This window comes from Streptomyces sp. S465 (genome assembly GCF_026898115.1).
Taxonomy (GTDB): domain Bacteria; phylum Actinomycetota; class Actinomycetes; order Streptomycetales; family Streptomycetaceae; genus Streptomyces; species Streptomyces luomodiensis.
Genome location: NZ_CP114036.1, coordinates 6,091,931 through 6,116,206, shown reverse-complemented (window position 1 = coordinate 6,116,206; position 24,276 = coordinate 6,091,931). Strand labels below are relative to the sequence as shown.

Genomic DNA, 24,276 nt, shown 5'->3' with positions numbered 1-24,276 from the left:
CCGTCGGTCCACTCGGCCGGGTCAGCCACATGACGCGGCCCCCGCCCGGTGCCGGGCGGGGGCCGCGTCGTTCGGTCTGTGCTTGCCGGCGTGGTCAGTTGTCCTTGCCGATGATGCCGATGCGCTCGCTGGGCGTCTTGCCGCGCAGCGCCATCCGCAGCGCCGACTCCACGTCCTCCGGGGTGACGGGCTTCTTCGAACCGTCGCCCCGCTCGAGCAGAACGCCGTCGAAGGTGCTGCCGTACAGCTCCTTGAGGACGGTCAGGTTGTAGTGCTCCACCAGCTGGCCGTCGACCACCCGCATGGAGAGGATCTTCGGCAGCGACTTGTCCGGGCCGAACGGGATCGAGTGCTGGGGGTCCGTCTGGACCGTGACCAGCCCCGACATCGCGGGCTCGGCGAAGCTCTTCATCTTCTTGTCGACCTCGGCCTTGCTGACCGTGGGGCGCCGCACGCTCACCGGCAGGGTGATGGCCTTGTTCTGGCCGGTCTCGGCGCGCTGCCGGAACGCGTCCGAGACGGCCTTGACCGCCTTGTCCACGTCCAGCGCCTTGCCCTCCTTGCCGTACACCGGGACGGCCCGGCCGGAGGTGAAGGTGATGCCGCCCTCGCGGGCCGTGCCGGAGTCGCCCGCGAGCCGCTCCAGGGCGTCCCGCAGCTTCTCCTCGTCGACCGTGACCGCCGGGTCGGCCTCATGGGTGCCGCCGAAGAGCGAGCCGATGACGGTGACCGGGTTGTAGTCCCGGCCGGCGACGTTCCGGACCGTGGCCTCGGTGTCGAGCGCCAGGCCCGCGACGGAGGGCTTGATCTCCTTCTGCTGACCGTCGACCGACACCGTCAGCGGGGCGGTGGTGCGTTTGCCCAGCGCGGTGTCGAGCTTGTCGACGGCGACCTCCTTGGAGGTGCCGCCGATGTCAATGCCGAGGACGGTGGTGCCGTTGGGCACATCGGCGTGGTTCATCACCAGACCGGCGGCGTAGGCCCCGCCCACGACCACGAACAGCAGACCCGCGGCCATGACGACCTTGGAGCGGCCCTTCTTCTTGGGCTTGCCCGCCTTGGGGGCGGACGGCGCCGGGGCGCTGTCGCCGCCGGGTGCCGGAGCCCCCGGGCCGCCCGCGGCGGGCGGGGACGGCGGCTTGGCCCTGCCCTCGGCCGGCGGTACCACGGGCACCCCGCTGACCAGCGTGTCGCTGGAGACCTGCGTGGGCGGCACCCCGCCGCCCGGCGTGGGCTCGGGGTCGCGGAACGGCGAGGACGGCTCGGTGCCGAGGTCGCCCGCCTTCCCCGCGCCGGGGCCGGTCAGCGGGCCCGCGCCAGTGGTGGCGCCGAGATTGCCGGACAGCGGCGAACCGCCCGGCGGGGTCGGCGGCTGGGCGGCCGCACCGGCCCCGGCCAGCGGCCCCACACCGCCCGGAGGGGACTGCCGGTCACCGCCGTACGGATCACTCGCGAGGCCCGGTCCGGGCGGGGCCAGCAGCTCGCTGTCACGCTGACCGGCACCAGGGGACGGCGGCATGAACATGTCGCCGGTGGCCGGGCCGGTGGTGGATCCGCCCGGCTCGGGCTGACCGGCGGCCGGTGCCTGGCCGTCGGTGAAGTACGGCAGGTCGGCGACGGGCCCGCCACCCGGCTGCGGTGCCGGGAAACCCTGGGTGGTGTCCGGGGCCGGGAAACCCTGCGTGGTGTCCGGCGCGGCAAAACCCTGCGTGGTGTCCGGGGCCGGGAAGCCCTGCGTGGTGTCCGGCGCCGCAAAACCCTGGGTGGCGTCCGGGGCCGCAAAACCCTGGGTGGCGTCCGGGGCCGCAAAACCCTGCGTAGTGTCCGGCGCCGGGAACTGCTGGGTGGTCTCCGGGGCCGGGGCCGAGGGCTTCGGCCGCGTCGGCATGCCGCCGGTGGCGGACGAGCCGCCTCCCTTGGGCTTGCGCGGGGAGAACCAGTCGCTGGTCCGCTCCCCCTCGCTCTTGCCGCTCTTCTTCTCCCGGGGCTCGGAGGTCTCCTTGGCCCCGCCGGGCTCGGCCGGCACACCGCGCTCCGGCGTCGGCGTGAAGTCGACGCGGGGCAGGGCGCTGGTGCGCTCGGCGGCGGCGTCCTCGCCGGAGCGCGGCGCGGGTACGCCGTCCTCAGCGACGGGCGTGCGCATGACCACCGGCGGGATGGGCCGCGACCCCGGAATGTTGATCTTGATCCGGGTCGTCAGCGTGGTCTCGGTCTTCGGCTCCTCCGGCTTGGCCGCGGCACGCGCCTGCCCGTCACCGGAGCCACCCTGCGGGGCGTCCTGCACGGGGCTCGGCGAGGGGTACTGGCGGGATCCGTACGGCGGGGTGCCCGACGGGTAGGCGGCACCGCCGCTTCCCTCCCGGGGCCCGGAGGACGAACTGTCAGATTCACGGCTCAAAGCAGGTTCTCCCAGTTAGCTCCGCCGCCCGTCAGACCTCGCGCGGGCGGCTCGGCGGCGGCACCACCTTACTGGGCGGCGCGGAGGCGCACTTGACGACCGTCGTATCGCCGCATCCGGTACGCCCGTGGCGCACCCTTCGCCGCATGTCCGACGGGCCGCCGAGCGCCGGGGACGCATGCCGAAAACGTCACGTCACTTACCAAGTCGGACCGGCGAACCGGGAGGTTGCGGAACCAACGGAAGCGTGGCGCACATCACACCGATGAACATCCCGCCGAGGAGAAAGGCGTACGAACCGAGCCCCGCGCCGAAAAGGAAGTCCCCTTCCGGACGGGAGGAGGTGAGCAGCAGCACGACCACCGCCCAGGCCCCCGCGGGCACTCCGCCGCCCATCCGGGCGCCCATGACCTTGACCCCGCCGTAGCACAGGCCCGCCACCGCGAGCAGTGCGAGCAGCAACCCGCCGGGGAACCACGCCGCTTGGACCAGCGCACCCGCGACGCCGACCAGCGCCCCGGCCAGGGCCAGCAGGGCGTACGCACCCAGACGCAGGGCCGTCATGCCGTCACCCCCGCGAACAGGTCGTCCTCGCGGTCCGCCCCGGCCTCGCCCTTGACGAGCCGGTAGTGCTCATGGATGAACATCGGCTGCCCCAGGTCGTTGGAGAGCGCGAAGAAGGGCCCGTCCACCGCGATCTGGGTGGCGTGGGCGCGCATCGCCGCCGCCTTGGCCTCCGCGTGGGGGGTGCCGTCGATGACCGCGGTGACCTCCGCGTCCGCCACCACTCCGGGGACGTCGTCGACCGTGGCGATACCGGAGAAGAGGGAGTCCCGGCCCGCCGCCCGCAGCCGGGCGAAGCCCTCCTCGACGGCCGAGCGCGGCACGCAGTTCCAGTAGACCTTGGCGATGTCATGCGGCTCGCCGAGGTCCGGGCGGAAGGCCGGATCGGCGGCCAGTTCCACGGCGCGCATCGCCACGCGGTGCGCCTGGATGTGATCGGGGTGTCCGTACCCCCCGTTGGTGTCGTAGGCCACCAGGACCTGCGGCCGGACCTCGCGGACCACGGCCACCAGATGCCCCGCGGCCTCGTCCGGGTCGGCCTGCCAGAAGCAGTCCGGCCGGTCGTTCTGCGGGGCACCCATCATTCCGGAGTCGCGATAGCGGCCGGGCCCGCCCAGGAAGCGGTGGTCCTCGACCCCCAAGGCGTCCATGGCCGCGGCGAGTTCGCCGATCCGGTGCGGTCCGAGCGCGTCGTCGCGGTCGGCGGCGAGATGCGCGAGGGCAGGCGGGATGACCTCGCCCTCCTCACCGAGGGTGCAGGTCACCAGGGTGACGTGTGCGCCCTCGGCGGCGTACTTCGCCATGGTCGCGCCGTTATTGATCGACTCGTCGTCCGGATGTGCGTGCACCAGGAGCAGACGACGGGCGGGAAGAACGGTCATGGGCACAGCCTACGATTCGCACACCAGTGCCCATGAAACGCACGCCCCGGTCCCGCTCGGCGTCAGAGCTTCACTCCGCCGATCATGTCCGCCACGTTGGTGGTGAGGTCGTCGATCGTCGGAGCGACCGAGGAGCTGGCCAGATAGAAGCCGAGGAGGACGCACACGACCGCGTGCACCGCCTTCAGCCCGGCCTTGTTGACGAGCAGGAAGACGATGATCAGCAGCAGCACTGACATCGAGATCGAGAGCGCCACAGCGGCTCACCTCCAGGTACACGCACTCGGACAGACAACATATAGATGCCACAGGGGGCCTACCCACTATGCGCAATCGATCATAACTATGGCTGCGCGCACACGACTCGGTGCACGGGAGCATGACAGGGGCGCATGCCTGATCGCACCAACTTCGGCTTCCAGCGGACCGGTTCTCGTTGGTTATGCGCCATCTCGCCTTCGTGCGCGGCGCGTTGGCCGGTCCGGGACCGGCGTCCCCCCGGCCGGCCGTACCGCGGGCGACGCCGTCCCGCCCCTCGATGCCCGCGCTTCCTCGCCGATGATCCTTGGCCGTACGCTCGCCCCATGACCGGACAGCTCTCGTTCCCACGGCAGCACGCGCGCACCCAACGTTTCACCCTCGGGACACCGCGGGCCCTCACCGTGGCCCCCGACGATTCACGCGTCGTCTTCCTGCGTTCCCGCTCGGGCACCGACCGGACCGGCCTCCTGTGGGTGTACGACCTCACCGGGCAGCGTGAATACCCCGCCGCCGACCCGGCCGAGTTGCTCGGCGGCGCCGACGAGGAGCTGTCCCCCGAGGAGCGGGCGCGGCGCGAGCGCAGCCGCGAGGGGTCGGCCGGGGTGGTCGGCTACGGGGTCGACACGGCGGTGGAGCGGGCCGCGTTCGCCCTCTCCGGGCGGCTCTTCACCACCGATCTGGTCTCCGGAACCACTCGTGAGCTGCGCGTTCCCGGCCCGGTCGTGGACCCGCGGCCCTCTCCCGACGGCCGCCGCATCGCCTATGCGGCGGGCGGGGCGCTGCGGGTCACGGGCGTCGACGGCGAGGATGACCGGGCCCTCGCGGAGCCGGAGGGCGACACCGTCACCTACGGCCTCGCGGAGTTCATCGCGGCCGAGGAGATGGGCCGCTCACGCGGCTTCTGGTGGTCGCCGGAGAGCGACGCCCTGCTGGTCGCACGGGCCGACGACGCCCCCGTCCAGCGCTGGTGGATCGCCGACCCGGCGCACCCCGGCCGGCAGCCGACGGAGATCGCCTATCCCGCCGCGGGCACCGCCAACGCCGAAGTACGGCTGGTTCTGCTCGGTCTGGACGGCTCCCGTACGGAGATCGAGTGGGACCGGGAGCGCTATCCGTACCTCGCGCGGGTGCACTGGTCCGCCTACGGTCCGCCGCTGCTTCTGGTCCAGGCCAGGGACCAGCGCAGCCAGCTGTACCTGGCCGTGGACACCGAGACCGGACGGACCAGCACGGTCCACGCCGACGAGGACGCGGTTTGGCTGGAACTTTTCCCCGGCGTCCCGGCCTGGACGGAAGATGGACGGCTCGTCCGCATCGCGGATGAGGGCGGCGCCCGGGTGCTGATGGTCGGTGACCGCAAACTCACCTCCGACGCCCTCCAGGTACGCGCGGTCCTCGACATCGGCACGGACGACGTCCTCTTCTCCGCCTCCCCGGGGGCCGGGGCGCCCCTGCCCGAGCACCCGGGCGAGATCGATGTCCACCGCGCCTGGTTCCGGGGCAGCGGCGACCAGGGCGGCTGGGAGCCGGTCGGCAAGCAGCCCGTCCCGGCGGTCCACTCCGCCGTGCGCGGCGGCGAGGTGATCGCGCTGTCCTCCACGAGGGTGGAGCGGCCGGGGGTGAGCGTGGAGATCCTCCGGCCCGGCGACCACGGCGCGGCCGAACGCCTCGCCGAGATCGACTCGTGCGCGGAGCGGCCCGTCATCACCGCCCGCCCCGACCTCGTCTTCGCGGGCAAGCGGGACATCCCCTGCGCCGTGCTGCTGCCCAGCGGCTACCAGGAGGGCGACGGACCGCTGCCGGTCCTGATGGACCCCTACGGCGGACCGCACGGCCAGCGCGTGCTCGCCTCACACAACGCCCATCTCACCTCGCAGTGGTTCGCCGACCAGGGCTTCGCGGTGATCGTCGCGGACGGCCGCGGCACCCCCGGCCGCTCCCCCGCCTGGGAGAAGGCGGTGCGCGACGAGATGGCGGCCGTCCCGCTGGAGGACCAGATCGAGGCGCTGACCGCGCTCGCCGAACGGTATCCGCTGGACCTCGGCCGGGTGGCCATCCGCGGCTGGTCCTACGGCGGCTATCTGGCCGCGCTGGGGGCGCTGCGCCGTCCCGACGTCTTCCACGCGGCCGTGGTGGGCGCCCCGGCCACCGATATGCGGCTGTACGACACCCACTACACCGAGCGGTACCTGGGTCATCCGGACGAGCAGCCCGAGGTCTACGCGGCCAACTCGCTGGTGACCGACGAGGGGCTGTCGGGCGCCGCGGAGACCGTCCGGCCGATGATGATCATCCACGGTCTGGCGGACGACAACGTGGTGGTCGCGCACGCCCTGCGGCTCTCCTCGGCGCTGCTGGCCGCGGGCCGTCCGCACGAGGTGGTGCCGCTGTCCGGGGTGACCCATATGACCCCGCAGGAGCAGGTCGCGGAGAATCTGCTCCTGCTCCAGGTGGACTTCCTCAAGCGGTCGCTCGGGCTGCGGTAGCCCGCGCGGCCCCGGGCCCTCGCCGGTCCGCCGTCACCAGCCCGGCGGGGGCGACGGCGGCGGGGGCGGTGCGGCCGGCGGCGGGGGCGCGGCCGGCGGGGTCCGGGGCGGAGGGGGCGTCAGCGGCGGCGTGGCGGGCGGCGGACCGTAACCCCCGCCGCCGGAGCCGCCACCGCCGTAACCCCCGCCGCCGTACCCGCCGCCGTCGTAGCCCCCGGAGCCGTAACCGCCGCCCCCTTGGTCCCCGTAGGGCCCGGGCCCGTGGCCGTCGTAGCCGCCGGGTCCCCGGCCGTCGTAGCCGCCGTACGCGGGCGCGCCGCCGTACGGGCCGTACGGGCCGTACGCGGCACTCCCGACGCCCTCGACGCCCTCGTGCACACCCCGCCGCGCCAGCGCGAGCAGGGCGATCAGCCCCGCGATCACGTTGAAGAAGCCGCTGAGCACGCTCAGCACGCCCACCGTCGGCAGATCGTCGAAGTGCTCCACGTACTCCAGCTTGAGGTAGAGCGAGGTCTCGCTGAGGCCGGTCCCCACGACCAGCGCCGCCGCCGTCATCCCCAGGGGCCGGGCCAGCGGGGCCCGCGCGAGCGCGGCGCCCGCGGCGGCCAGGCACAGCGCGACCGCCGTCCACGCGGTCCAGGCACCGGGCGCCGAGAGCAGGGTGGGCAGGGTGTGCTCGCCGGTGAGCGCGTACTCGTAGACGTCCCAGCCCCGGTCCTGGACCCAGTAGATCTGCCAGGCGGCGATGACGGCCCCGACGGCGCCGAGGAACAGCGCGCCGGTGACCGCCGCCCCCGGTGAGGGACGGCCTGGCGGCCGGCCGGCGGGCGGGACCGGCGCGCCGGGCGGGGCGAGGTCGGCGGGGCGGCGGGCGGCGGCCACCACGGCCAGCAGCAGGCCCCCGAACACCACCTGGGCCCAGGCGGTGAGGTTCGCCCGCGTCTTCAGGTCGTCCGGGATGCCTTGCAGCCAGTCGGAGTTCAGATTCCACAGGCTGGGCAGGCGCACCGCGACGGTCACGGCCGCGACGGCGCCGAGCGCGCCCGCGGCGGCCGGTGAACGCAGGGCGGTGATCCCGACGACCGCGTAGACCAGCAGCAGAACGAGGTCGAGCAGCGAGGAGCCGAAAACCCCTCCGACGGCCCGGAACGGCAGCCCCGACCACGTCCACCACAGATGGCTCGCCTCATCGGCCTTGTCGAGATCGCGGATGATCCACGCCAGCGAGATCAGCCCGAGGACCGCGCAGACGAGTGCGCCGAAGACGCGCGCTCCGCTGTTGAGTATCCGTCCCTGCCCCATAGCCGTAGGTCTCCCCCGCCTGGCACCCCGGGCAACCGTCGCGGGGCGAAGAAAAATACGGATTGTGACCGTCCGGCGACCGCCGGGGCAGGTGACCGGCCGGGGCGACATGGCGCGCCCCGGCCGGTCTACGGCACCCGCACGGCCGTACGCAGTTCAGCCTGACGCGTCCGTATATCGGTGTTGCGACAGTGAAGTTGCCTGTGCGTTAACGCGCTTCATCCCTATAGCCCATGCTTTGTCCCCCATGGGGGATCTCTGTCAAGCACGTCCGGACCTCGATCTGCCAAATCTTCGCTCAAGACTCGAACGCGGGGCACATCCACCCTCCCCCGCCCCTTGACTGGGCCGTTCCCCGATTGCGAAAGTCCGCTCAACCCGACACGCCCGCACCACCATGGCGAGCGGGCCAACGACATGACGCGCATAGACAACGTCAGTTGACGGTGTGTGACACCAGTGCGGGGGGACGCCACACGATGACGAGTCCATCCCAGACCGGTGTGGTCGAGAAGACCGCCCCGGGCACGGAGGGCGAGGCGCCTGCCGGTCTGGCGCCCAGCCGGCTGATGTGGCGGCGCTTCCGACGCGACCGCACCGGTGTGATCTCCGCGTGCGTGGTGGCCTTCTTCTTCGCCGTCGCCGTGCTGGCGCCGGTGATCTCCTGGCTGTACGGCAAGGATCCGTACACCACCTACGGCCTGGACCGGCCCGAGCTGCTGGATCCCCTCACCGGCTATCCGATGAAGCCCAACGGGGGCATCGACGGCGAGTTCTGGTTCGGCATCGAGCCCAAGCTGGGCCGCGACGTGCTGACCCAGCTCCTCTACGGCATCCGCACCTCACTGCTGATCGGGCTGGCCGCGACCGCGCTGTCCACGCTCACCGGCATCGTGATCGGCGTGGTCGCGGGCTACGTGGGCGGCCGCACCGACTACTTCCTCGGCCGCCTCATCGATCTGCTGCTGTCCTTTCCCCAGCAGCTGTTCTTCGTCGCCTTCATGCCGGTGGTCACCGCGCTGTTCGTCAGCCCGCAGAAGGAGACGCCCACCTATTTCCGGGTGACGGCCCTGGTGCTGGTGTTGTGGCTGCTGGGCTGGATGCAGCTGGCCCGGCTGCTGCGGGGCCAGGTGCTGTCGCTGCGGGAGCGGGAGTTCATCGAGGCGGCCAGGGTGACCGGCGCCTCGCCGTGGCGGATCGTCCGCAAGGAGCTGCTGCCCAACCTCGTCACGCCCATCCTGGTGCAGGCCACGCTGATGCTGCCGAACTTCGTGACGGCGGAGGCGGCGCTGTCCTTCCTCGGGGTCGGCGTGGTGGAGCCGACGCCCGACTGGGGCCGGATGTTCGCCAAGGGCGCGAACTTCTACGAGGGCGACATCACCTACATGTTCTTCCCCGGCATCGCCATGGTGGTCTTCGTGGTCGCCTTCAACCTGCTCGGGGACTCGGTCCGGGACGCGATGGACCCGAAGACCACGCGGTGACCGGGGGGCCGGCACGGGCCCAAGGCAGAGAACGGCAAGTCTTCCGTCCGATGAGGCAGGTGCAGTGACCACGATGACGCCGAAGAACAGTCGCAGAGCGCGTACCTACGCCGCCGCCCTGGCCGCGGGGGCGCTGGCGCTCGCGGGGTGCAGCAGTGGAGGCGGCGGCTCGGACCCCAAGGACTCCAAGGAGCCCACGATGGAGTCCCAGGACATCACCCTGGGCACCGCCGCCGACTCCACGGGCCCCGCCAAGGACCTGCCGGGCGCCAAGAAGGGCGGCACCGTCACGGTGCTCCAGCGGGACGCCTTCGAGCACCTGGACCCGGGGCAGATCTACGTCAGCGATGAGCTGATCATGCAGACGCTCTACAACCGGTCCCTGACGAACTACCAGTTCGACGACAAGACGGGCAAGGCCAAGCTGGTCGGCGACCTCGCCACCGACACCGGCACGTCCTCCGACGGCGGCCGCACCTGGACGTACACCCTCAAGGACGGGCTGAAGTACGAGGACGGCACGCCCATCACCTCCAAGGACGTCCGGCACGCCGTGGAGCGGCTCTACGCGCCGTTCGAGGCCGCCGGCCCGACCTATCTCCAGCAGTGGCTCTCCGGTGAGGGCCAGAAGTACCGCGAGGCGCTTCCGGACGGCCCCTACAAGGGCAAGCATCTGCCCGCGTCGGTGCTGGACACCCCGGACGACAAGACCATCGTCTTCCACTTCGACCAGCCGCGCGCCGAGGTGCCGTTCGCGGTCGCCATGCCCAACATCGGGGCGGTGCCGCCGGACAAGGACACCAAGGAGAAGTACGACAAGGCCCCACTGGCCTCCGGTCCGTACAAGATCCGGAACTATAAGCCGGGCAAGGGCATCCAGTTCGTCAGGAACGACCAGTGGGACCCCAAGACCGACCCGATACGCCATCAGTACGTCGACACATTCGACGTCTCCTTCGGCCACCAGTGGGTGGACTCCACCCGCCGGCTCCAGGCCGACAAGGGCGCCGACCGGAACGGGATGACGTGGACCAACGCGGTCGACCCCTCGCAGATCTCCACGGTCCTGAAGGACAAGGAGGCGATGTCCCGGTCGCTGACCGAAACGCAGCCCTATGTGGACGTCGTTTCGATCAACACCGATCGGGTCAAGGACAAGAAGGTGCGTGAGGCGATCGCCTGGGCCTTCCCCAGCGGTCAGTATCTCCAGCAGTTCGGCGGCCCGAAGGCCGGTGAGGTCGGCGGCGGGCTGGTCGGCCCCACCCTCAAGGGCTACGACCCCTCCTTCGACCCGTTCCAGAAGAAGAAGTACCCGGGCGGCAACGCCAAGAAGGCCAAGGAGCTGCTGAAGGAGGCGGGCAAGGAGGGCTACGAGCTCGTCTACGCCTACGGCAACGGCGACACCCACCAGGACGCCTCGGTGGTCGTCGAGCAGGCCCTGGAGCGGGCCGGGTTCGACGTCCAGAAGAAGGAGATCGACCAGTCGACCTATTACACGCAGATCGGGAAGGTCAAGAACAAGTACGACCTGTACCGGTCCTCGTGGGGTGCCGACTGGCCGTCCGCCTCGACCGTGGTCCCGCCGGTGTACGGCGGCGAGAACGTCTACGACGACTCCGCGAACTACTCGCACCTCAACGTCCCGTCGGTCAACGACGAGATCGCCAAGGTGACCAAGGTCAGCGATCTGAGCCGGGCCACCTCGGAGTGGATCAAGCTCAGCGAGAAGATCCTCACCGATGACATCCCCGCCGTCCCGACCTTCTACAACCGGCTGTTCACCCTCTGGGGCTCAGGGCTGGGCGGTGTGAAGTTCAACTCGGTCTACGGCGCCGTGGACCCGACGGCCGTCTTCATCAAGTAGCCGCGGCCGTCACCAGGCCACCGGAACCCGGCCGCACCGCGCCCCCGCACCGGCGCGGTGCGGCCGGGCCCCGCCCCTAGCGGAAGATCACCGACGCCATGTTGAGATTCCTCGCCCGCCGGTCCCTCGGCGCGATCGTGATCCTGATCCTGATCAGCGCGATCACGTTCTTCCTCTTCTTCGCCCTGCCCGCCGAACCGGCCCGGCTCGCCTGCGGCAAGAACTGCGACCCCACCTCGCTCGCCATGATCAACAAGAATCTGGGCCTGGACCAGCCGGTGCCGGTCCAGTACTGGAAGTTCATGGTGGGGATCGTCGCCGGGCGGGACTTCGCGGTGGGACACTGCGACGCCCCCTGCTTCGGCTACTCCTTCGTCAGCCAGGAGCCGGTCTGGGGCACCATCGTGGACCGCTTCCCCACCACCCTCTCGCTCGCCATCGGCGGCGCCGCCGTCTTCCTGGTCTTCGGCGTCGGCATCGGCATGATCGCGGCCTGGCGGCGCGGCACCTGGATCGACAAGTTCGTCAGCTCACTGTCGCTGCTCGGCGCCTCGATGCAGATCTACTTCGTCGGGGTGCTCGCCCTGGCCTGGTTCGTCAGCGGGCTGGGGATCATGGATCAGCCCGCCTACTACCCCTTCACCGACAATCCGGCGAAGTGGTTCAGCGGGATGCTGCTGCCCTGGCTGGTGCTGTCGCTGATCTTCATGGCCAACTACAGCCGGATGACCCGCTCCCAGATGGTCGAGCAGCTCCAGGAGGACCATGTCCGCACGGCGCGGGCCAAGGGGCTGGCCGGCCGTACGGTCTTCTTCCGCTACGCCTGGCGCGGCGCCATCGCCCCGATCGTCACCATCTTCGGCATCGACCTCGGATCGCTCTTCGGCGGGGCCATGGTCACCGAGTACACCTTCACCCTGCACGGCATCGGACGGCTGGCGGTGGAATCCGTCCAGCTCACCGATCTGCCGATGCTGATGGGGGTGATGCTGGTCAGCTCCGCGGCCATCGTGGTGTTCAACATCCTGGTCGACGCCGCCTACGCCTTCATCGACCCGCGCGTGCGCCTCGCCTGACCGATCCGGAGCTGCTGCCGAGATGACCACACTCACCAAGCCCGACGACGGCGCGACGCCCCCCGAGGCCGACCCCGGCGCCTTCCTGTCCGTACGCGACCTGTACGTCCGCTTCTCGACCGAGGACGGCGTCGTCAAGGCCGTCGACGGCCTCTCCTTCGACCTTCAGCGCGGCCGGACGCTCGGCATCGTGGGCGAGTCCGGCTCCGGCAAGTCCGTCACCAACCTCACCGTGCTGGGCCTGCACGACCCGCGCACCACCACCGTCACCGGCGAGATCCTGCTGGATGGGCAGGAGCTGACCGGGGCGCCCGAGCGCACCCTGGAGCGGCTGCGCGGCAACACCATGGCGATGATCTTCCAGGACCCGCTGACCGCCCTGTCGCCGTACTACACGGTGGGCCGCCAGATCGCCGAGCCGTACCGCAAGCACACCGGCGCGTCCAAGCGCGAGGCCCGCGCCCGCGCGATCGAGATGCTGGAGAAGGTCGGCATCCCCAACGCGCGGCTGCGGGTGGACGACTATCCGCACCAGTTCTCCGGCGGGATGCGGCAACGCGCGATGATCGCGATGGCGCTGGTCTGCGACCCCGATCTGCTGATCGCCGACGAGCCGACCACCGCCCTCGACGTGACCGTCCAGGCCCAGATCCTGGATCTGCTGAAGGACCTCCAGCAGGAGTTCGGCTCGGCGATCATCCTCATCACCCATGACCTGGGGGTGGTCGCCAACACCGCCGACGACCTGCTGGTGATGTACGCGGGCCGGGCCGTGGAGCGCGGTACGGTCCGCGAGGTGCTGCGCGCGCCCCAGCACCCGTACACCTGGGGGCTGCTGGGCTCCATGCCGCGGCTGTCCTCGGCCGTGGACGAGCCGCTCAGCCCCATCCCCGGCTCCCCGCCGAGCCTGCTCAACCCGCCGCCGGGCTGCCCCTTCCATCCGCGGTGCCCCTATCCGGACCAGGTGGCGGGCGACCGCTGTGCCACCGAGCGCCCCGTGCTCCCGGACGGCCGGGGCGCCGCCTGCCACCTGACGGCCGAGCGGAAACAGACCCTCTTCACCGAGCAGATCAAGCCCCGGCTGAGCTAGGAGCGCTGACGAATGGGCATCGAGTCGGGCACCCCCGAACCCCTCCTGGTCGCCGAGAAGCTGACCAAACACTTCCCGATCATGGGTGGCTTCCCGGTCAGGCGGAAGGTCGGGGCCGTGCAGGCGGTCGACGGGGTCGATCTGACCGTGCACGCCGGGGAGAGCTTCGGGCTGGTCGGCGAGTCCGGCTGCGGCAAGTCCACCACGGGCCGGCTGCTCACCCGGCTGCTGGAGCCCACCGGCGGAAAGATCACCTACCGGGGCCGGGACATCACCCACGCGGGCCGCAAGGAGCTCGCCCCGATCCGCTCCGAGATCCAGATGATCTTCCAGGATCCGTACTCCTCGCTGAACCCCCGGCAGACCGTCGGCACCATCATCTCCGGCCCGATGCAGATCAACGGGATCGATCCGCCGGGCGGCCGGGAGGCCCGGGTGCGCGAACTGCTGGAGATCGTGGGCCTCAACCCCGAGCACTACAACCGCTTCCCGCACGAGTTCTCCGGCGGCCAGCGCCAGCGCATCGGCGTGGCCCGCGCGCTCGCCCTCGAACCCAGGCTGATCGTCGCCGACGAACCCGTCTCGGCGCTGGACGTCTCCATCCAGGCGCAGGTCGTCAACCTGCTCCAGCAGCTCCAGCGGGACCTGGGCATCGCCTTCCTGTTCATCGCCCACGACCTCGCCGTAGTACGCCACTTCTCCCAGCGCGTCGCCGTGATGTACCTGGGCAAGGTGGTCGAGGTGGGCGACCGCGACTCCATCTACCGCCGCCCCCGCCACCCGTACACCCACGCCCTGCTGTCCGCCGTCCCGGACGCGGCGGTGGTGATGGCCGAGGACGCCGCGGACGCCGCTCCCCGGGAACGCATCCGGCTCGCCGGGGACGTGCCCTCCCCCATCAACCCGCCCACCGGCTGCCGCTTCCGCACCCGCTGCTGGAAGGCCCAGGACCTGTGCGCCCGGCAGGAGCCCGCGCTGCTGCGGCTGGACGGCAACCGCGAGGGCCACCTGTCCGCCTGCCACTTCCCCGAGGACCCGAGCCTCCAGGCCCGCGCGGAGGACGTCGTCCTCGACCCGGCGCTGATCGCGGCCGAGGCGGGCCCGGACGCGCCGCCGCGCAAGGAGCCGTGACCCGAAGCGGCTGACTCGGCAGCGCGTGAAACGGCGGCCCGGCAGCGCGTGAAACGGCGGCTCAGCAGCGCGTGAAGCGGCGACTCAGCAGCGCGTGAAGGCGTGCGTACGGCCGACGGCGGTGAACCCGCGGCGGCCGTACCAGTGCAGCGGCCAGTCGTCCTGGTCGGCGACGAGGAACCGCAGCGCGCATCCGGCGGCGGCCGCGCGGCGCAGCGCGGCGGTCACGACGGCGTCGGCGTAGCCACGGCGGAGGTACGGCTCGGCGGTCACCACCTCCTCGATCTGGGCGATTCCGGCGGCGGGCGCCAGATACAGATCGGCCCACGAGACGACCTCGCCGCTGTCGTCATGGGCGGCCAGGAAGAGCACCTCCTCGGCCCCCGCCCGCCGGGCCTCGCGCCGCTCCACGAGGTCGTGCACGGTCCGCTCGTCCGCGTCCGGCATCCACCGCCGCTGCTGCGCCGTCACCGCCCGCCGCAGCAGCCCATGCGGCTCCGGCCCCAGCTCCCGCTCCACCACATCGGCCGCCGACGCCTTGGGCACCGGGCCGGTGTGCACCATCAGCACCTCGGTGACGTGGCGGTACCCGGCCCGCTCCAGCACGGGCACACAGACCAGCCCGAGGGCCTCGTCATGGACCGTGATCCGGCGGTGCGGCAAGGGCGCCAGGGTCTCGTCGGCGAGACCGGGCAGTCCCTCGGGGTCGGCGGGCCCGACGACATGCAGCTGATTGTGCTCATGGGAACGCGCGTACCGTACGTCCAGCACCAGGAACCCGCCCGGTACCTCCCGCACCTCGGCCGCCTGGCGACGGGCGAAGGAGAGCCGGAAGTCCCGGACCCGCTGAAGGTCGTCTCGTGGCATCCCGCGATCATAAGCGGCCGCATCCCGCCGGAGCGGCCGTATCCCGCCGGCTCAGGACGGCGTCCGCACCACCTGGCGCTCCTCCGCGAAGTGGCACGCCGACGGATGCGCGGCCGCCCCCGGCAGGCCCGCCGGGACCGTCAGCGCCGGTGCCTGCGCCGCGCAGCGGTCCTGGGCCTTCCAGCAGCGGGTGCGGAAGCGGCAGCCGGAGGGCGGGTTGGCCGGGGAGGGGACGTCGCCGGTCAGGACGATGCGCTCGCGGCCCTGGTACGACTCCGGGTCCGGGACCGGGACGGCGGAGAGCAGCGCCTGGGTGTACGGGTGGGTGGGGTGGTCGTAGATCTCGGGGCCCGTTCCCGTTTCGGCGATGCGGCCCAGGTACATCACGGCGATCCGGTCGGAGATGTGCCGGACCACCGACAGGTCGTGGGCGATGAAGACGTAGGACAGGCCGAACTCGTCCTGGAGGCTCTCCATCAGGTTGACCACCTGCGCCTGCACCGATACGTCCAGCGCCGAGACCGGCTCGTCCGCGACGATGACGTCCGGCCGCAGGGCCAGGCCCCGGGCGATGCCGACGCGCTGGCGCTGGCCGCCGGAGAACTGGTGCGGATAGCGGTTGAGGTGTTCGGGACTGAGCCCCACCACCTCCAGCAGCTCCTGGACCGCCCGCCGCCGGTCGCCCTTGGGCGCCGCCTCGGGGTGGATCTCGAAGGGTTCGCCGATGATGTCGCCCACCGTCATGCGCGGGTTGAGCGAGGTGTAGGGGTCCTGGAACACCATCTGGATGTTGCGGCGGACCGCCCGCAGCGCCCGGCCGGACAGCCGGGAGATGTCCTCGCCCCGGTAGTGGATCGACCCGGCGGTCGGCCGCTCCAGGCCGACCAGCAGCTTGGCGACGGTGGACTTGCCGCAGCCGGACTCGCCGACGATGCCGAGCGTCTCCCCGCGCCGCAGGGCGAAGGAAACCGTGTCGACCGCCCGGACCGCGCCGATCCGCCGCTTCACCAGCACCCCCCGCGTCAGCGGATAGTGCTTGGCGAGGTCGCGGACCTCGAGGACGGGCGCGGTGGCGGACTCAGGCGTCGAGGGGGGCGAGGGCATCGAGTTCGTCCTTCCAGAAGTGGCAGGCGCTGGTCCGCCCGGACGGGGCGGACGTGCCCGCCGCCGTCACCTCGTACAGCGGCGGGCGCTCGACACGGCAGATCTCCTGGGCGCGCGGGCAGCGGGGGTTGAAGGGGCAGCCGGAGGGCATGGCCAGGGGGCTGGGCGGCGCTCCCTTGATCGCGTAGAGCCGCTCGCCCCGGTGGCCCCCGTTGGCCCGGTGGCCCCCATTGGCCCGGTGGTCCTCCCCGTTCGCCCGGCTACTCCCGTCGGCCCGGTGGTCCACGCGCGGCACCGAGTCCAGCAGTCCCCGGGTGTAGGGGTGGGCAGGGCGGCGGTAGAGGTCGCGCACCGGAGCGGTCTCCACGATCCGGCCCGCGTACATCACGGCGATGGTGTCGGCCACGTCCGCGACCACGCCCAGGTCATGGGTGATCAGGACCAGTCCCATGGCGTACTCCCGGCGCAGCTCCGCGAGCAGCTCCATGACCTGGGCCTGGACGGTGACGTCCAGAGCCGTGGTCGGCTCGTCGGCGATGATCAGGTCCGGCTCCAGCGCCATCGCCATGGCGATCATGATGCGCTGGCGCATGCCCCCGGAGAACTGGTGCGGATAGTCCCCGGCCCGCTGCCCCGCCGCCGGGATGCGGACCCGGTCCATCAGCTCCACCGCCCGCCGCCGGGCGTCCTTGCGGGACATCCCGCGGTGCACCTGGTACATCTCGGCGAGCTGGGCGCCCACGGGGAGCACCGGGTTGAGGGCGGAGAGCGCGTCCTGGAAGATCATCGCCATCTCGGCGCCCCGGATCCGGCGGCGCTCCCGCGCGCCCATCGTCAGCAGGTCCCGCCCCCGGAACAGCACCTGGCCGCCGGTGACCCGGCCGGGCGGGGAGTCGAGGATGCCCATGACCGCCTGGGCGGTCACGGACTTGCCGGACCCCGACTCGCCCAGCACGGCGAGGGTGCGGCCCGCGTCCACGCCGTAGCTCACCCCGCCGACGGCCTCGGCGATCCCGTCCCGGGTGCGGAATTCGACGCGGAGGTCCCGTACCTCCAGCAGGCGGGCCGCCATGGCTAGCGCAGCTTGGGGTCGAGGGCGTCGCGCACCGCGTCGCCGAGCATGATGAACGCCAGGACCGTGATGGACAGCGCCCCGGCCGGCCACATCAGCATGTGCGGCGCGTTGCGGATCTGGGTGGCGGCGGAGGAGATGTCGATGCCCCAGGAGACGGTGGGCGGTTTGAGCCCCACGCCCAGGAAGGACAGCGTGGCCTCCAGCGAGATGTAGGTGCCCAGCGCGATGGTCGAGACGACGATCACGGGGGCCACGGCATTGGGCGCGATATGGCGCAGCAGCGTCCGGCGGCCGCTCGCGCCGAGCGCCCGCGCCGCCTGTACGTAGTCGTGCTCCTTGACGGTCACCACCGAGCCGCGGGCGATCCGGGAGATCTGCGGCCAGCCCAGCAGCACGATGAAGCCGACGACCGGCCAGACCGAGCCGCTGGTGACCACGGACAGGAAGACCAGCCCGCCCAGCAGGATCGGGATGGCGAAGAAGACATCGGCGACGCGTGAGAGCAGCGCGTCCCACCAGCCGCCGAAGTACCCGGCGAGCCCGCCCAGCACACTGCCCAGCAGCGCCGCACCGAGGGTGGCGCAGATGCCGACGGTGATGGAGGTACGGGCGCCGTAGACGGTGCGGGTGTAGACATCGCGGCCCTGGAGGTCGTAGCCGAAGGGGTGGCCGGGGGCCGGGCCGTCCTGCGCCTTGGCGAGGTCGCCGTGGTACGGGTTACCACTCGCGATCAGCTGCGGCCAGATCGCGATCACGACGAGGAAGAGGATGATCAGCGCGGAGAGGATGAAGACCGGGTTGCGGCGCAGATCGTGCCAGGCGTCGGACCACAGTCCCCGTCCGGCCGCCGCTCCGGCCGGCCCTCCGGAGCGGCGGCCGGACGCCTTGCGCCAGGGGAAGGGGCGGCGCCGGGGGCCGCCCGTCAGGGGCCGGCGGCCGGAGACGGCGAGGTCCACGGGGCCGCCGCCGCGGTCGGCCGGTGCGGTCGCCTCGGTCATGTCGTAGCTCATGGGGTAGCGCGTGTCAAAAGGCTCAGGCATACCGGATCCTCGGGTCGAGCACGGCGTAGAGGAGGTCGACGAGCAGATTGGCGAGCAGGAAGACGATCACCAAGATGGTCACGAAGCCGACGACGGTCGGCGAGTTCTGGCGCAGGATGCCCTGGTAGAGCTGGTAGCCCACCCCGTGGATGTTGAAGATCCGCTCGGTGACGATGGCCCCGCCCATCAGCGCGCCGATGTCCGTGCCGATGAAGGTCACCACCGGGATCAGCGAGTTGCGCAGCAGATGCCGGGTGACGATCCGGTGGCGCGGCAGCCCCTTGGCGACGGCGGTGCGGACGTAGTCGGCGCGGGCGTTCTCCACGATGGAGGTACGGGTGAGGCGGGTGGTGTACGCGAGCGACACCAGCCCCAGCACCACCCCGGGCAGCAGCAGTTCGCCCAGCGGCGCCTCGGGGGAGACCGACGGCCTGGCCCAGCCCCAGCTCACGCCGAACAGATACTGGAGCACCGTGCCGCTGACGAAGGTCGGGACGGAGACCACGACCAGGGTGAGCAGCAGCACCGAGGTGTCCAGTCCCCGGCCGCGGCGCAGCCCGCTGAGCACGCCCAGGGTGACGCCCAGCGCCATCTCGAAGACGACCGCGACCAGGGTGAGCCGGAGGGTGACGGGGAACGCGCTCGCCATCAGCTCGGTCACCGGCCGGCCGTTGAACGCCGTACCGAAGTGCCCGCTGAAGATCTGCCCCATGTAGTGCAGGTACTGGCGCCACAGCGGCTCGTCGAGATAGAGGTCCTTACGGATGCGGGCGGCGGTGGCGGGGTCGGGGGCCTTGTCGCCGAAGAGCGCGGCGACCGGGTCGCCGAGCGCGTACACCATGAAGAAGATCAGGAAGGTGGAGCCGATGAACACCGGGATCATCTGCAGCAGCCGCCGCAGCGTATAGCGGCCCATGGCTCAGCCCACCCTGATCTGCGCGTAGACCGGGACGCTGAACTGATTGAGCGCCACCTGGCTGAGCCGCCGCGAATAGCCCGCGCTGCCGTTCTGGTACCACAGCGGAATGGCGGGCATCTGCGCGGCGAGGATCTTCTCCGCGTCCTGGAACCCGGCGATGGCCCGGCCGTCGGCGGAGGCGGCGTTGGCCTGGTTCACCAGCCGGTCGAAGCCGGTGTCGCTGAAGTGGCCGTCGTTGGAGGAGGCGCCGGTGTAGTAGAGCGGCTGGAGGAAGTTCTGGATCAGCGGATAGTCCATCTGCCAGCCGGCCCGGAACGGCCCGGTCATCTTCTTGCCCGCCATCTTGTTGCGGTAGTCGGCGAAGGTGCCGACCGGTCTGCCGAGACACGCCCGGTCGCTTCTCAGCACGGTGTTGACGCTGTTGCAGACCGCGTCCACCCAGTCCTTGTGGGAGCCGGTGTCGGCGTTGTACGTGATCGTCATCCGGCCGCCCGGCAGCCCCCCGGCCGCCTTGATCAGCTTGCGCGCCCGGACCGGGTCGTAGCGGCAGGCGCCCCCGCACAGCCCCGGCCGGTAGCCGCCCTGGTGGCGCAGGACCGGGGAGGTCCAGTCGGTCGCGGGGGTGCGGGTGCCGTGGAAGATCCGCTCGGTGATCTGCGCCCGGTTGATCGCCATCGAGATCCCCCGGCGGAGCCCCGCCTTGGCCGGGCCGCTCCAGGCGCGGTCGTACATCGGGAAGGTGAGGGTCTGGATGATCCCGGCGGGCTGGTTGAGGTAGCGGTCGCCGAGATCGGAGCGGACGAACTTCAGCTGCTGCGCCGGGACGTCGTCGACCAGATCGAGATTGCCCGCCTGGAGATCGGTGTAGGCGGTGTTGTTGTCGGTGTAGACCCGCAGATCGACCCCCTTGTTACGGGCCTTGTCGGGTCCTGGATACCCGTCCCAGGCGCGCAGCTTCATCACCGAGCCCTTGGTGTAGGACCGCACCCGGTACGGGCCGTTGCCGATGGGCTTGTTCAGCCAGGCGGCATGGTCCTCGAAGAACGCCCGGGGCAGCGGTACGTAGGCGTTGTAGCCCAGGGTCTTGGGCCAGGTGGAGAACTTCTGGGTGAGCCGGACGGTGAAGGTCCGCTCGTCCTTGACCCGCAGTCCGGAGAGGGTCTTGGCGGTAGGGGCGCCGCCGGAGGCGGGATGGACCTTGTCATAGCCCTCGATGTACTCGAAGAAGTACGCGTTGCGCTGCTGGTGGTCGATCCGGGCGCCGTAGTTCCAGGCGTCGACGAAGGAGGCGGCGGTGACCTTCTCCCCGTTGGCGAACCGCCGGCCCTTCTTCAGGGTGATGGTGTAGTTCCGCTGGTCGGAGCTCTCGATCCGGTCCGCGAGCGCGTTCTTGGCCTCGCCGGTCCGCGGGTCGTAGCGCTTGAGCCCCCGGAAGATCATGTCCAGCACCTTGCCGCCCTGGACGTCGTTGGTGTTGGCCGGCTCCAGCGGATTGGGGGGATCGCCCCAGGACGAGCGGATGACACCGGGCTCGGCACCACCGTCCCCGCCGCCACAGGCCGTCAGGGGCAGGGCGACGGCGGACACGCAGAGGACGGACAGCGTGCGCCTGACACGCAGGGAATACGGGACTCCGCGACGCATGGCGCCTCCCGAGGATCCGGTCCAAGATCCGCCTTAGGCCCATCTGACATCGGCCGCGGCGGCGGCGCACGTCGATGACCGCTGTCCGGGGTGGCGGGCCGGAGGTGGGGAGGCTTGGTGAAGCGCGAGCCGAGCGGTACGTCCCTCGCTCGGCAAGCGCTTTCTTCAGCACTGTCCCGCATCAACAGCCACTGTTTCAAGCCTTGTTACCGGATATCCGGAAGCCGTTTGATGCATGAGTTGCGTGAGATCACGCAGTCGGGCCGGCGGGATGCCCGATCACTGGTGGGCCGATGCGATGAGGCGTCGCAGTGAGGCGTGGGCGGGTGGGCCCCAGGTGGGCTTGCCTCCGGGGCGGCCGTGGACGCCGGCGTCTCCGACGTGGATGCCGACGAGGGCGCGCAGCACCGCCCAGCCGCGGGCGCGGCGCAGCGTCGCGGCGTCCGGGCTCGGCTGGTAGGTCTGGTGGAAGCGGTCGACGGCGCCGTCCGGCAGCAGGATCCAGGCGGCGGCGAGGTCGCAGGCCGGGTCGCCGGCGAAGAGATCACCGAAGTCGATCACGCCGGAGAAGGTGCCGTTCGTGGTCAGGATGTTGGCTGGATGCAGGTCGCCGTGGAGCCAGAGGCGTGGACCTGCCCAGTCCGGCGCGGCGGCGGCGTCCTCCCAGACCGCGCGAACGGCGTCCGGGTCGCGGATCAGCCCCGATTCGGTGGCCGAGGCGAGCTCTCGGGTGAAGTATTCGGCGGTGTCGGCCAACCGGCCACCGCGGTCCCGGCCGGAGGGCGCCCCGTCGGGAGCGGGGCGGTGGAGGGCGGTCAGGAAGTCGGCCAGGGTGACGGCCGCCTCCGCGGCGCGCGTAGCGGGGGCGCGGTCGGCGGGCTCGCCCGGCACCCAGGTGGTGATGAGCCAGGGCCGCGGAAACCGTTCGGAGGGCTCGCCAAGACGCTGCGGGACGGGAATTTGCAGAGGAAGACGCGGGGCCAGGAGGGGCAGCCAGGCGTGTTCCTTGCGCAGCAGCGCGTCCGCGGACCGCGTCGCCCAAGGCATCCGGACGGCGAGGTCGTCACCGAGCCGCCACACTTGGTTGTCCCAGCCGAGCGCTCCGAGCTTCAAGGGACGATCCGCCAGGTCGGGGTGCTGCTCGCGCAGCAGATCCCGGATCAGGTCCTCGGTGATGTCCATCTCGGTGGCCGTCATGTGGAGCAACGGTAATCGGGGAGCGGCCTGGTTCCGGGCGGATCTGCGTCAAGCGATTACGGCCGAGGCGTCAGAGGTGAAGGTCCGCTGGAAAACCGGTCCACCGAAGCTCATCGGGGAGGTGCCCCGTGTCGTTGTAGACCAGCACGGAAACGGTCCTCGGTCAGAAGTCATGATCGGCAGAGTGCCAGGATGGACGCCGCCATGCGCTGACCGGTTCCCCTGCCAAAGCTGTGGGCGGTCACACCGGGGAATAAGGGGCCGGGCACCGTCGCCGACCGCCTGGCTTTGTTCACGAGAATCGGTTCTGGCACAGCTTCCGCGCTCGATGACGCTTCATGGCCTGTATGCGTCGGCGGAGCGACCATCTCCCGCAGGGCGACGTCCAGCCGCCACAGCGCCACGGGAGAGAGGATCGTCTACGAGTTCGATGACACCAGCCGCGTACGAACGAGCGCTCGCAGCATTGCGGCGCCCGCCCCCACTGCTGCGAGGTGCAAGACTGCCGCGAGCGCGAGGTTTTCCGGCAGGGCCGCATCGGCCGGTTGCGCGACTGCCAGGTACAGGGTGAACGGAAGCTTCCAGCCGCTCCAGGCGAACAATGAGCCCGAGCCAATCCAGCCGAGCGCCATTGGACCCCACCGAGGGACTCGTGCGGGCCGGCCTCGGACGGCAGCCCAGGTGGCGGCGGACGCCACGAACGCCCAAAGCCCGAGAACTCCGGACAGCACATACCAAGCGAGGTCCCGCTCGCCGCGGTGGGCGACACCTACGGTGCCGCCCACCGCCCAGTACAGCCAGATGAGACCGACTGCGGCACCGACCACGGCCATCCATGGCAGCACCCTTGGCGAGCTCTCCCCACCGTCCCCGAGCCGGCCCGCGAACGCGTCCGGCCAGCGCCGCCGCAAGTACGTGGGCAGCGCGATGGCCAGACCCAGCCCCATGCCTACAAACCCGATCTGAACCAGCGCGGCCTCCCATACCGGCATCGACGGGCCGGCGTCACTCCCACTGTTCGGATTGCCATCCGCCGAGCCCAGCAGCGGACTGAGAACGGCGTACGGCAACACCGGGACGAGGAACCCCGTCCCCACCCAAGCGCAGAAAGCCAACGGCGCTCCCGGTATGCGCATCCCCCACGGCCGCACCAGCGCGAGCGCCACCGCGATTCCGATCCCTGCCATACCGATCGTTGCGCTGTTGAGCACCACCCACTCCGTCTTGCCGAACCCGGTCCCTACCGGCAGCAGCCCCAAGAGCGAACCGACCACCCACGACACCTTGATCAGCAGGTAGGGCGTTAGCGCCAGCGCTGCCCCATACGCCGCGACCCGCCCGACCCAATCCCACCGGTCCACCTGAACTCCCAACTGAGGAAAGGGAGTTCAAGTCTCATTCACCCTGCCCTCACGGGCGTCAACCGCCGGGCGCATACGTGTCATCACTCAGGAGGAGTGAGAATCAGCCGACGGGAGCACATGGAACCGCTGGAGCACAAGGAGCCGCCGGGGCGCGGGCCGCGTCGCCGGCCGCCGGGCCGGTTGATGTGGGCGCGGGTGGCGGCATCCGTGCGCGGGAGGCCAGTGTCGATGCCGGACAGCAGGGGGCCAGGGGTTGGGGGTACCCCCTGGAATCGCTTGATGCATTAGTTGCGTCAGATCAAGCACTGCGGCGAGGGGTACCGGGCGGGGCGGGGTCGAGTGCGACTCCCCCGCCTTCGCGGCCCGCAGGAACGCGCGGAGCGCGGCGGGGTTCGTAGCCATGACGACCTCCGGGTCGTCGCTCTCACGGAGGTGACGGGTGCCGGTGGAGTCGGTGGCGATCTCCACGCAGGTGTCGGTGTGGCCCTCGCTGAAGCTCGACTTGCGCCACGCGAGCTGAGACATGTGT

Annotated in this window: 20 protein-coding genes; 6 read left to right on the top strand and 14 right to left on the bottom strand. The window is 71.1% G+C overall.

What is annotated here, in order from left to right; all coding sequences use genetic code 11:
• Positions 1-94: 94 nt before the first annotated feature.
• From N6H00_RS25895 to N6H00_RS25880, 4 genes are all read right to left on the bottom strand, one after another.
• Positions 95-2,398 carry a peptidoglycan binding domain-containing protein gene (locus N6H00_RS25895; RefSeq protein ID WP_268974231.1) on the bottom strand — a complete coding sequence of 768 codons (2,304 nt, stop codon included), beginning with the start codon at positions 2,396-2,398 and terminating at the stop codon, positions 95-97.
• A gap of 195 nt (positions 2,399-2,593) precedes the next feature.
• Positions 2,594-2,962: a DUF6113 family protein gene (locus N6H00_RS25890; RefSeq protein ID WP_268974230.1), complete on the bottom strand. Its 369-nt coding sequence runs from the start codon at positions 2,960-2,962 to the stop codon at positions 2,594-2,596.
• Positions 2,959-3,843: an N-acetyl-1-D-myo-inositol-2-amino-2-deoxy-alpha-D-glucopyranoside deacetylase gene (gene mshB, locus N6H00_RS25885; protein ID WP_268974229.1), complete on the bottom strand. Its 885-nt coding sequence runs from the start codon at positions 3,841-3,843 to the stop codon at positions 2,959-2,961. The genes N6H00_RS25890 and mshB overlap by 4 nt, the downstream gene beginning before the upstream one ends.
• 62 nt (positions 3,844-3,905) lie before the next feature.
• Entirely contained in the window at positions 3,906-4,100 is a 195-nt protein-coding gene (locus N6H00_RS25880) for a hypothetical protein (protein WP_268974228.1), read from the bottom strand.
• Positions 4,101-4,427: 327 nt separating this feature from the next.
• On the opposite strand from N6H00_RS25880, the gene N6H00_RS25875 reads away from it, so the two are divergent.
• Complete coding sequence (locus tag N6H00_RS25875; RefSeq protein WP_268974227.1) at positions 4,428-6,590, top strand: S9 family peptidase; 2,163 nt, start codon at positions 4,428-4,430, stop codon at positions 6,588-6,590.
• Positions 6,591-6,623: 33 nt separating this feature from the next.
• On the opposite strand, the gene N6H00_RS25870 is transcribed toward N6H00_RS25875, so the two are convergent.
• A complete protein-coding gene (locus N6H00_RS25870) occupies positions 6,624-7,892 on the bottom strand; it encodes a hypothetical protein (protein ID WP_268974226.1) in 1,269 nt (422 codons plus the stop codon).
• Between the two features lie 479 nt (positions 7,893-8,371).
• Between N6H00_RS25870 and N6H00_RS25865 the strand changes: the two genes are divergently transcribed.
• From N6H00_RS25865 to N6H00_RS25845, 5 genes are all read left to right on the top strand, one after another.
• Positions 8,372-9,376: an ABC transporter permease gene (locus N6H00_RS25865; RefSeq protein WP_268974225.1), complete on the top strand. Its 1,005-nt coding sequence runs from the start codon at positions 8,372-8,374 to the stop codon at positions 9,374-9,376.
• Between the two features lie 73 nt (positions 9,377-9,449).
• Positions 9,450-11,240 carry an ABC transporter substrate-binding protein gene (locus N6H00_RS25860; protein ID WP_268974224.1) on the top strand — a complete coding sequence of 597 codons (1,791 nt, stop codon included), beginning with the start codon at positions 9,450-9,452 and terminating at the stop codon, positions 11,238-11,240.
• A gap of 98 nt (positions 11,241-11,338) precedes the next feature.
• Entirely contained in the window at positions 11,339-12,316 is a 978-nt protein-coding gene (locus N6H00_RS25855; protein ID WP_268974223.1) for an ABC transporter permease, read from the top strand.
• Between the two features lie 22 nt (positions 12,317-12,338).
• Positions 12,339-13,406: an ABC transporter ATP-binding protein gene (locus N6H00_RS25850; protein ID WP_268974222.1), complete on the top strand. Its 1,068-nt coding sequence runs from the start codon at positions 12,339-12,341 to the stop codon at positions 13,404-13,406.
• A 12-nt stretch (positions 13,407-13,418) separates the two neighbouring features.
• Positions 13,419-14,537 carry an ABC transporter ATP-binding protein gene (locus N6H00_RS25845; protein WP_268974221.1) on the top strand — a complete coding sequence of 373 codons (1,119 nt, stop codon included), beginning with the start codon at positions 13,419-13,421 and terminating at the stop codon, positions 14,535-14,537.
• Positions 14,538-14,621: 84 nt separating this feature from the next.
• Here N6H00_RS25845 and N6H00_RS25840 read toward each other — a convergent pair whose 3' ends face one another.
• The 9 genes from N6H00_RS25840 to N6H00_RS40230 all read right to left on the bottom strand — a co-directional run bounded on the left by N6H00_RS25840 (position 14,622) and on the right by N6H00_RS40230 (position 24,272).
• Positions 14,622-15,404, bottom strand: coding sequence for a GNAT family N-acetyltransferase (locus N6H00_RS25840; RefSeq protein ID WP_268974220.1), 783 nt, complete (start codon positions 15,402-15,404; stop codon positions 14,622-14,624).
• Positions 15,405-15,455: 51 nt separating this feature from the next.
• A complete protein-coding gene (locus tag N6H00_RS25835; RefSeq protein WP_268974219.1) occupies positions 15,456-16,508 on the bottom strand; it encodes an ABC transporter ATP-binding protein in 1,053 nt (350 codons plus the stop codon).
• Positions 16,483-17,580, bottom strand: coding sequence for an ABC transporter ATP-binding protein (locus tag N6H00_RS25830; RefSeq protein ID WP_268974218.1), 1,098 nt, complete (start codon positions 17,578-17,580; stop codon positions 16,483-16,485). Before N6H00_RS25830 ends, N6H00_RS25835 begins: the two co-directional genes overlap by 26 nt.
• A gap of 2 nt (positions 17,581-17,582) precedes the next feature.
• The gene (locus N6H00_RS25825) at positions 17,583-18,623 is read right to left on the bottom strand and encodes an ABC transporter permease (RefSeq protein ID WP_268974217.1); all 1,041 of its coding nucleotides are present in this window, start codon (positions 18,621-18,623) and stop codon (positions 17,583-17,585) included.
• A complete protein-coding gene (locus tag N6H00_RS25820; RefSeq protein ID WP_268974216.1) occupies positions 18,616-19,539 on the bottom strand; it encodes an ABC transporter permease in 924 nt (307 codons plus the stop codon). The genes N6H00_RS25825 and N6H00_RS25820 overlap by 8 nt, the downstream gene beginning before the upstream one ends.
• Positions 19,540-19,542: 3 nt before the next feature.
• Entirely contained in the window at positions 19,543-21,186 is a 1,644-nt protein-coding gene (locus N6H00_RS25815; RefSeq protein ID WP_268974215.1) for a peptide ABC transporter substrate-binding protein, read from the bottom strand.
• Positions 21,187-21,465: 279 nt separating this feature from the next.
• A complete protein-coding gene (locus N6H00_RS25810) occupies positions 21,466-22,383 on the bottom strand; it encodes an aminoglycoside phosphotransferase family protein (protein ID WP_268974214.1) in 918 nt (305 codons plus the stop codon).
• A 419-nt stretch (positions 22,384-22,802) separates the two neighbouring features.
• Positions 22,803-23,744 carry a hypothetical protein gene (locus N6H00_RS25805; protein ID WP_268974213.1) on the bottom strand — a complete coding sequence of 314 codons (942 nt, stop codon included), beginning with the start codon at positions 23,742-23,744 and terminating at the stop codon, positions 22,803-22,805.
• An 87-nt stretch (positions 23,745-23,831) separates the two neighbouring features.
• A complete protein-coding gene (locus N6H00_RS40230; protein WP_329618555.1) occupies positions 23,832-24,272 on the bottom strand; it encodes a DUF397 domain-containing protein in 441 nt (146 codons plus the stop codon).
• Between the last annotated feature and the right edge of the window lie 4 nt (positions 24,273-24,276).

Coding starts and splice junctions, on each gene's coding strand:
- N6H00_RS25860 (WP_268974224.1), top strand. CDS start 9,450: ATGACGCCGAAGAACAGTCGCAGAGCGCGTACCTACGCCGCCGCCCTG.
- N6H00_RS25890 (WP_268974230.1), bottom strand. CDS start 2,962: ATGACGGCCCTGCGTCTGGGTGCGTACGCCCTGCTGGCCCTGGCCGGG.
- N6H00_RS25840 (WP_268974220.1), bottom strand. CDS start 15,404: ATGCCACGAGACGACCTTCAGCGGGTCCGGGACTTCCGGCTCTCCTTC.
- N6H00_RS25855 (WP_268974223.1), top strand. CDS start 11,339: ATGTTGAGATTCCTCGCCCGCCGGTCCCTCGGCGCGATCGTGATCCTG.
- N6H00_RS25820 (WP_268974216.1), bottom strand. CDS start 19,539: ATGGGCCGCTATACGCTGCGGCGGCTGCTGCAGATGATCCCGGTGTTC.
- N6H00_RS25875 (WP_268974227.1), top strand. CDS start 4,428: ATGACCGGACAGCTCTCGTTCCCACGGCAGCACGCGCGCACCCAACGT.
- N6H00_RS25845 (WP_268974221.1), top strand. CDS start 13,419: ATGGGCATCGAGTCGGGCACCCCCGAACCCCTCCTGGTCGCCGAGAAG.
- N6H00_RS25830 (WP_268974218.1), bottom strand. CDS start 17,580: ATGGCGGCCCGCCTGCTGGAGGTACGGGACCTCCGCGTCGAATTCCGC.
- N6H00_RS25810 (WP_268974214.1), bottom strand. CDS start 22,383: ATGACGGCCACCGAGATGGACATCACCGAGGACCTGATCCGGGATCTG.
- N6H00_RS25815 (WP_268974215.1), bottom strand. CDS start 21,186: ATGCGTCGCGGAGTCCCGTATTCCCTGCGTGTCAGGCGCACGCTGTCC.
- N6H00_RS25835 (WP_268974219.1), bottom strand. CDS start 16,508: ATGCCCTCGCCCCCCTCGACGCCTGAGTCCGCCACCGCGCCCGTCCTC.
- mshB (WP_268974229.1), bottom strand. CDS start 3,843: ATGACCGTTCTTCCCGCCCGTCGTCTGCTCCTGGTGCACGCACATCCG.
- N6H00_RS25850 (WP_268974222.1), top strand. CDS start 12,339: ATGACCACACTCACCAAGCCCGACGACGGCGCGACGCCCCCCGAGGCC.
- N6H00_RS25825 (WP_268974217.1), bottom strand. CDS start 18,623: ATGCCTGAGCCTTTTGACACGCGCTACCCCATGAGCTACGACATGACC.
- N6H00_RS25865 (WP_268974225.1), top strand. CDS start 8,372: ATGACGAGTCCATCCCAGACCGGTGTGGTCGAGAAGACCGCCCCGGGC.
- N6H00_RS25870 (WP_268974226.1), bottom strand. CDS start 7,892: ATGGGGCAGGGACGGATACTCAACAGCGGAGCGCGCGTCTTCGGCGCA.
- N6H00_RS40230 (WP_329618555.1), bottom strand. CDS start 24,272: ATGTCTCAGCTCGCGTGGCGCAAGTCGAGCTTCAGCGAGGGCCACACC.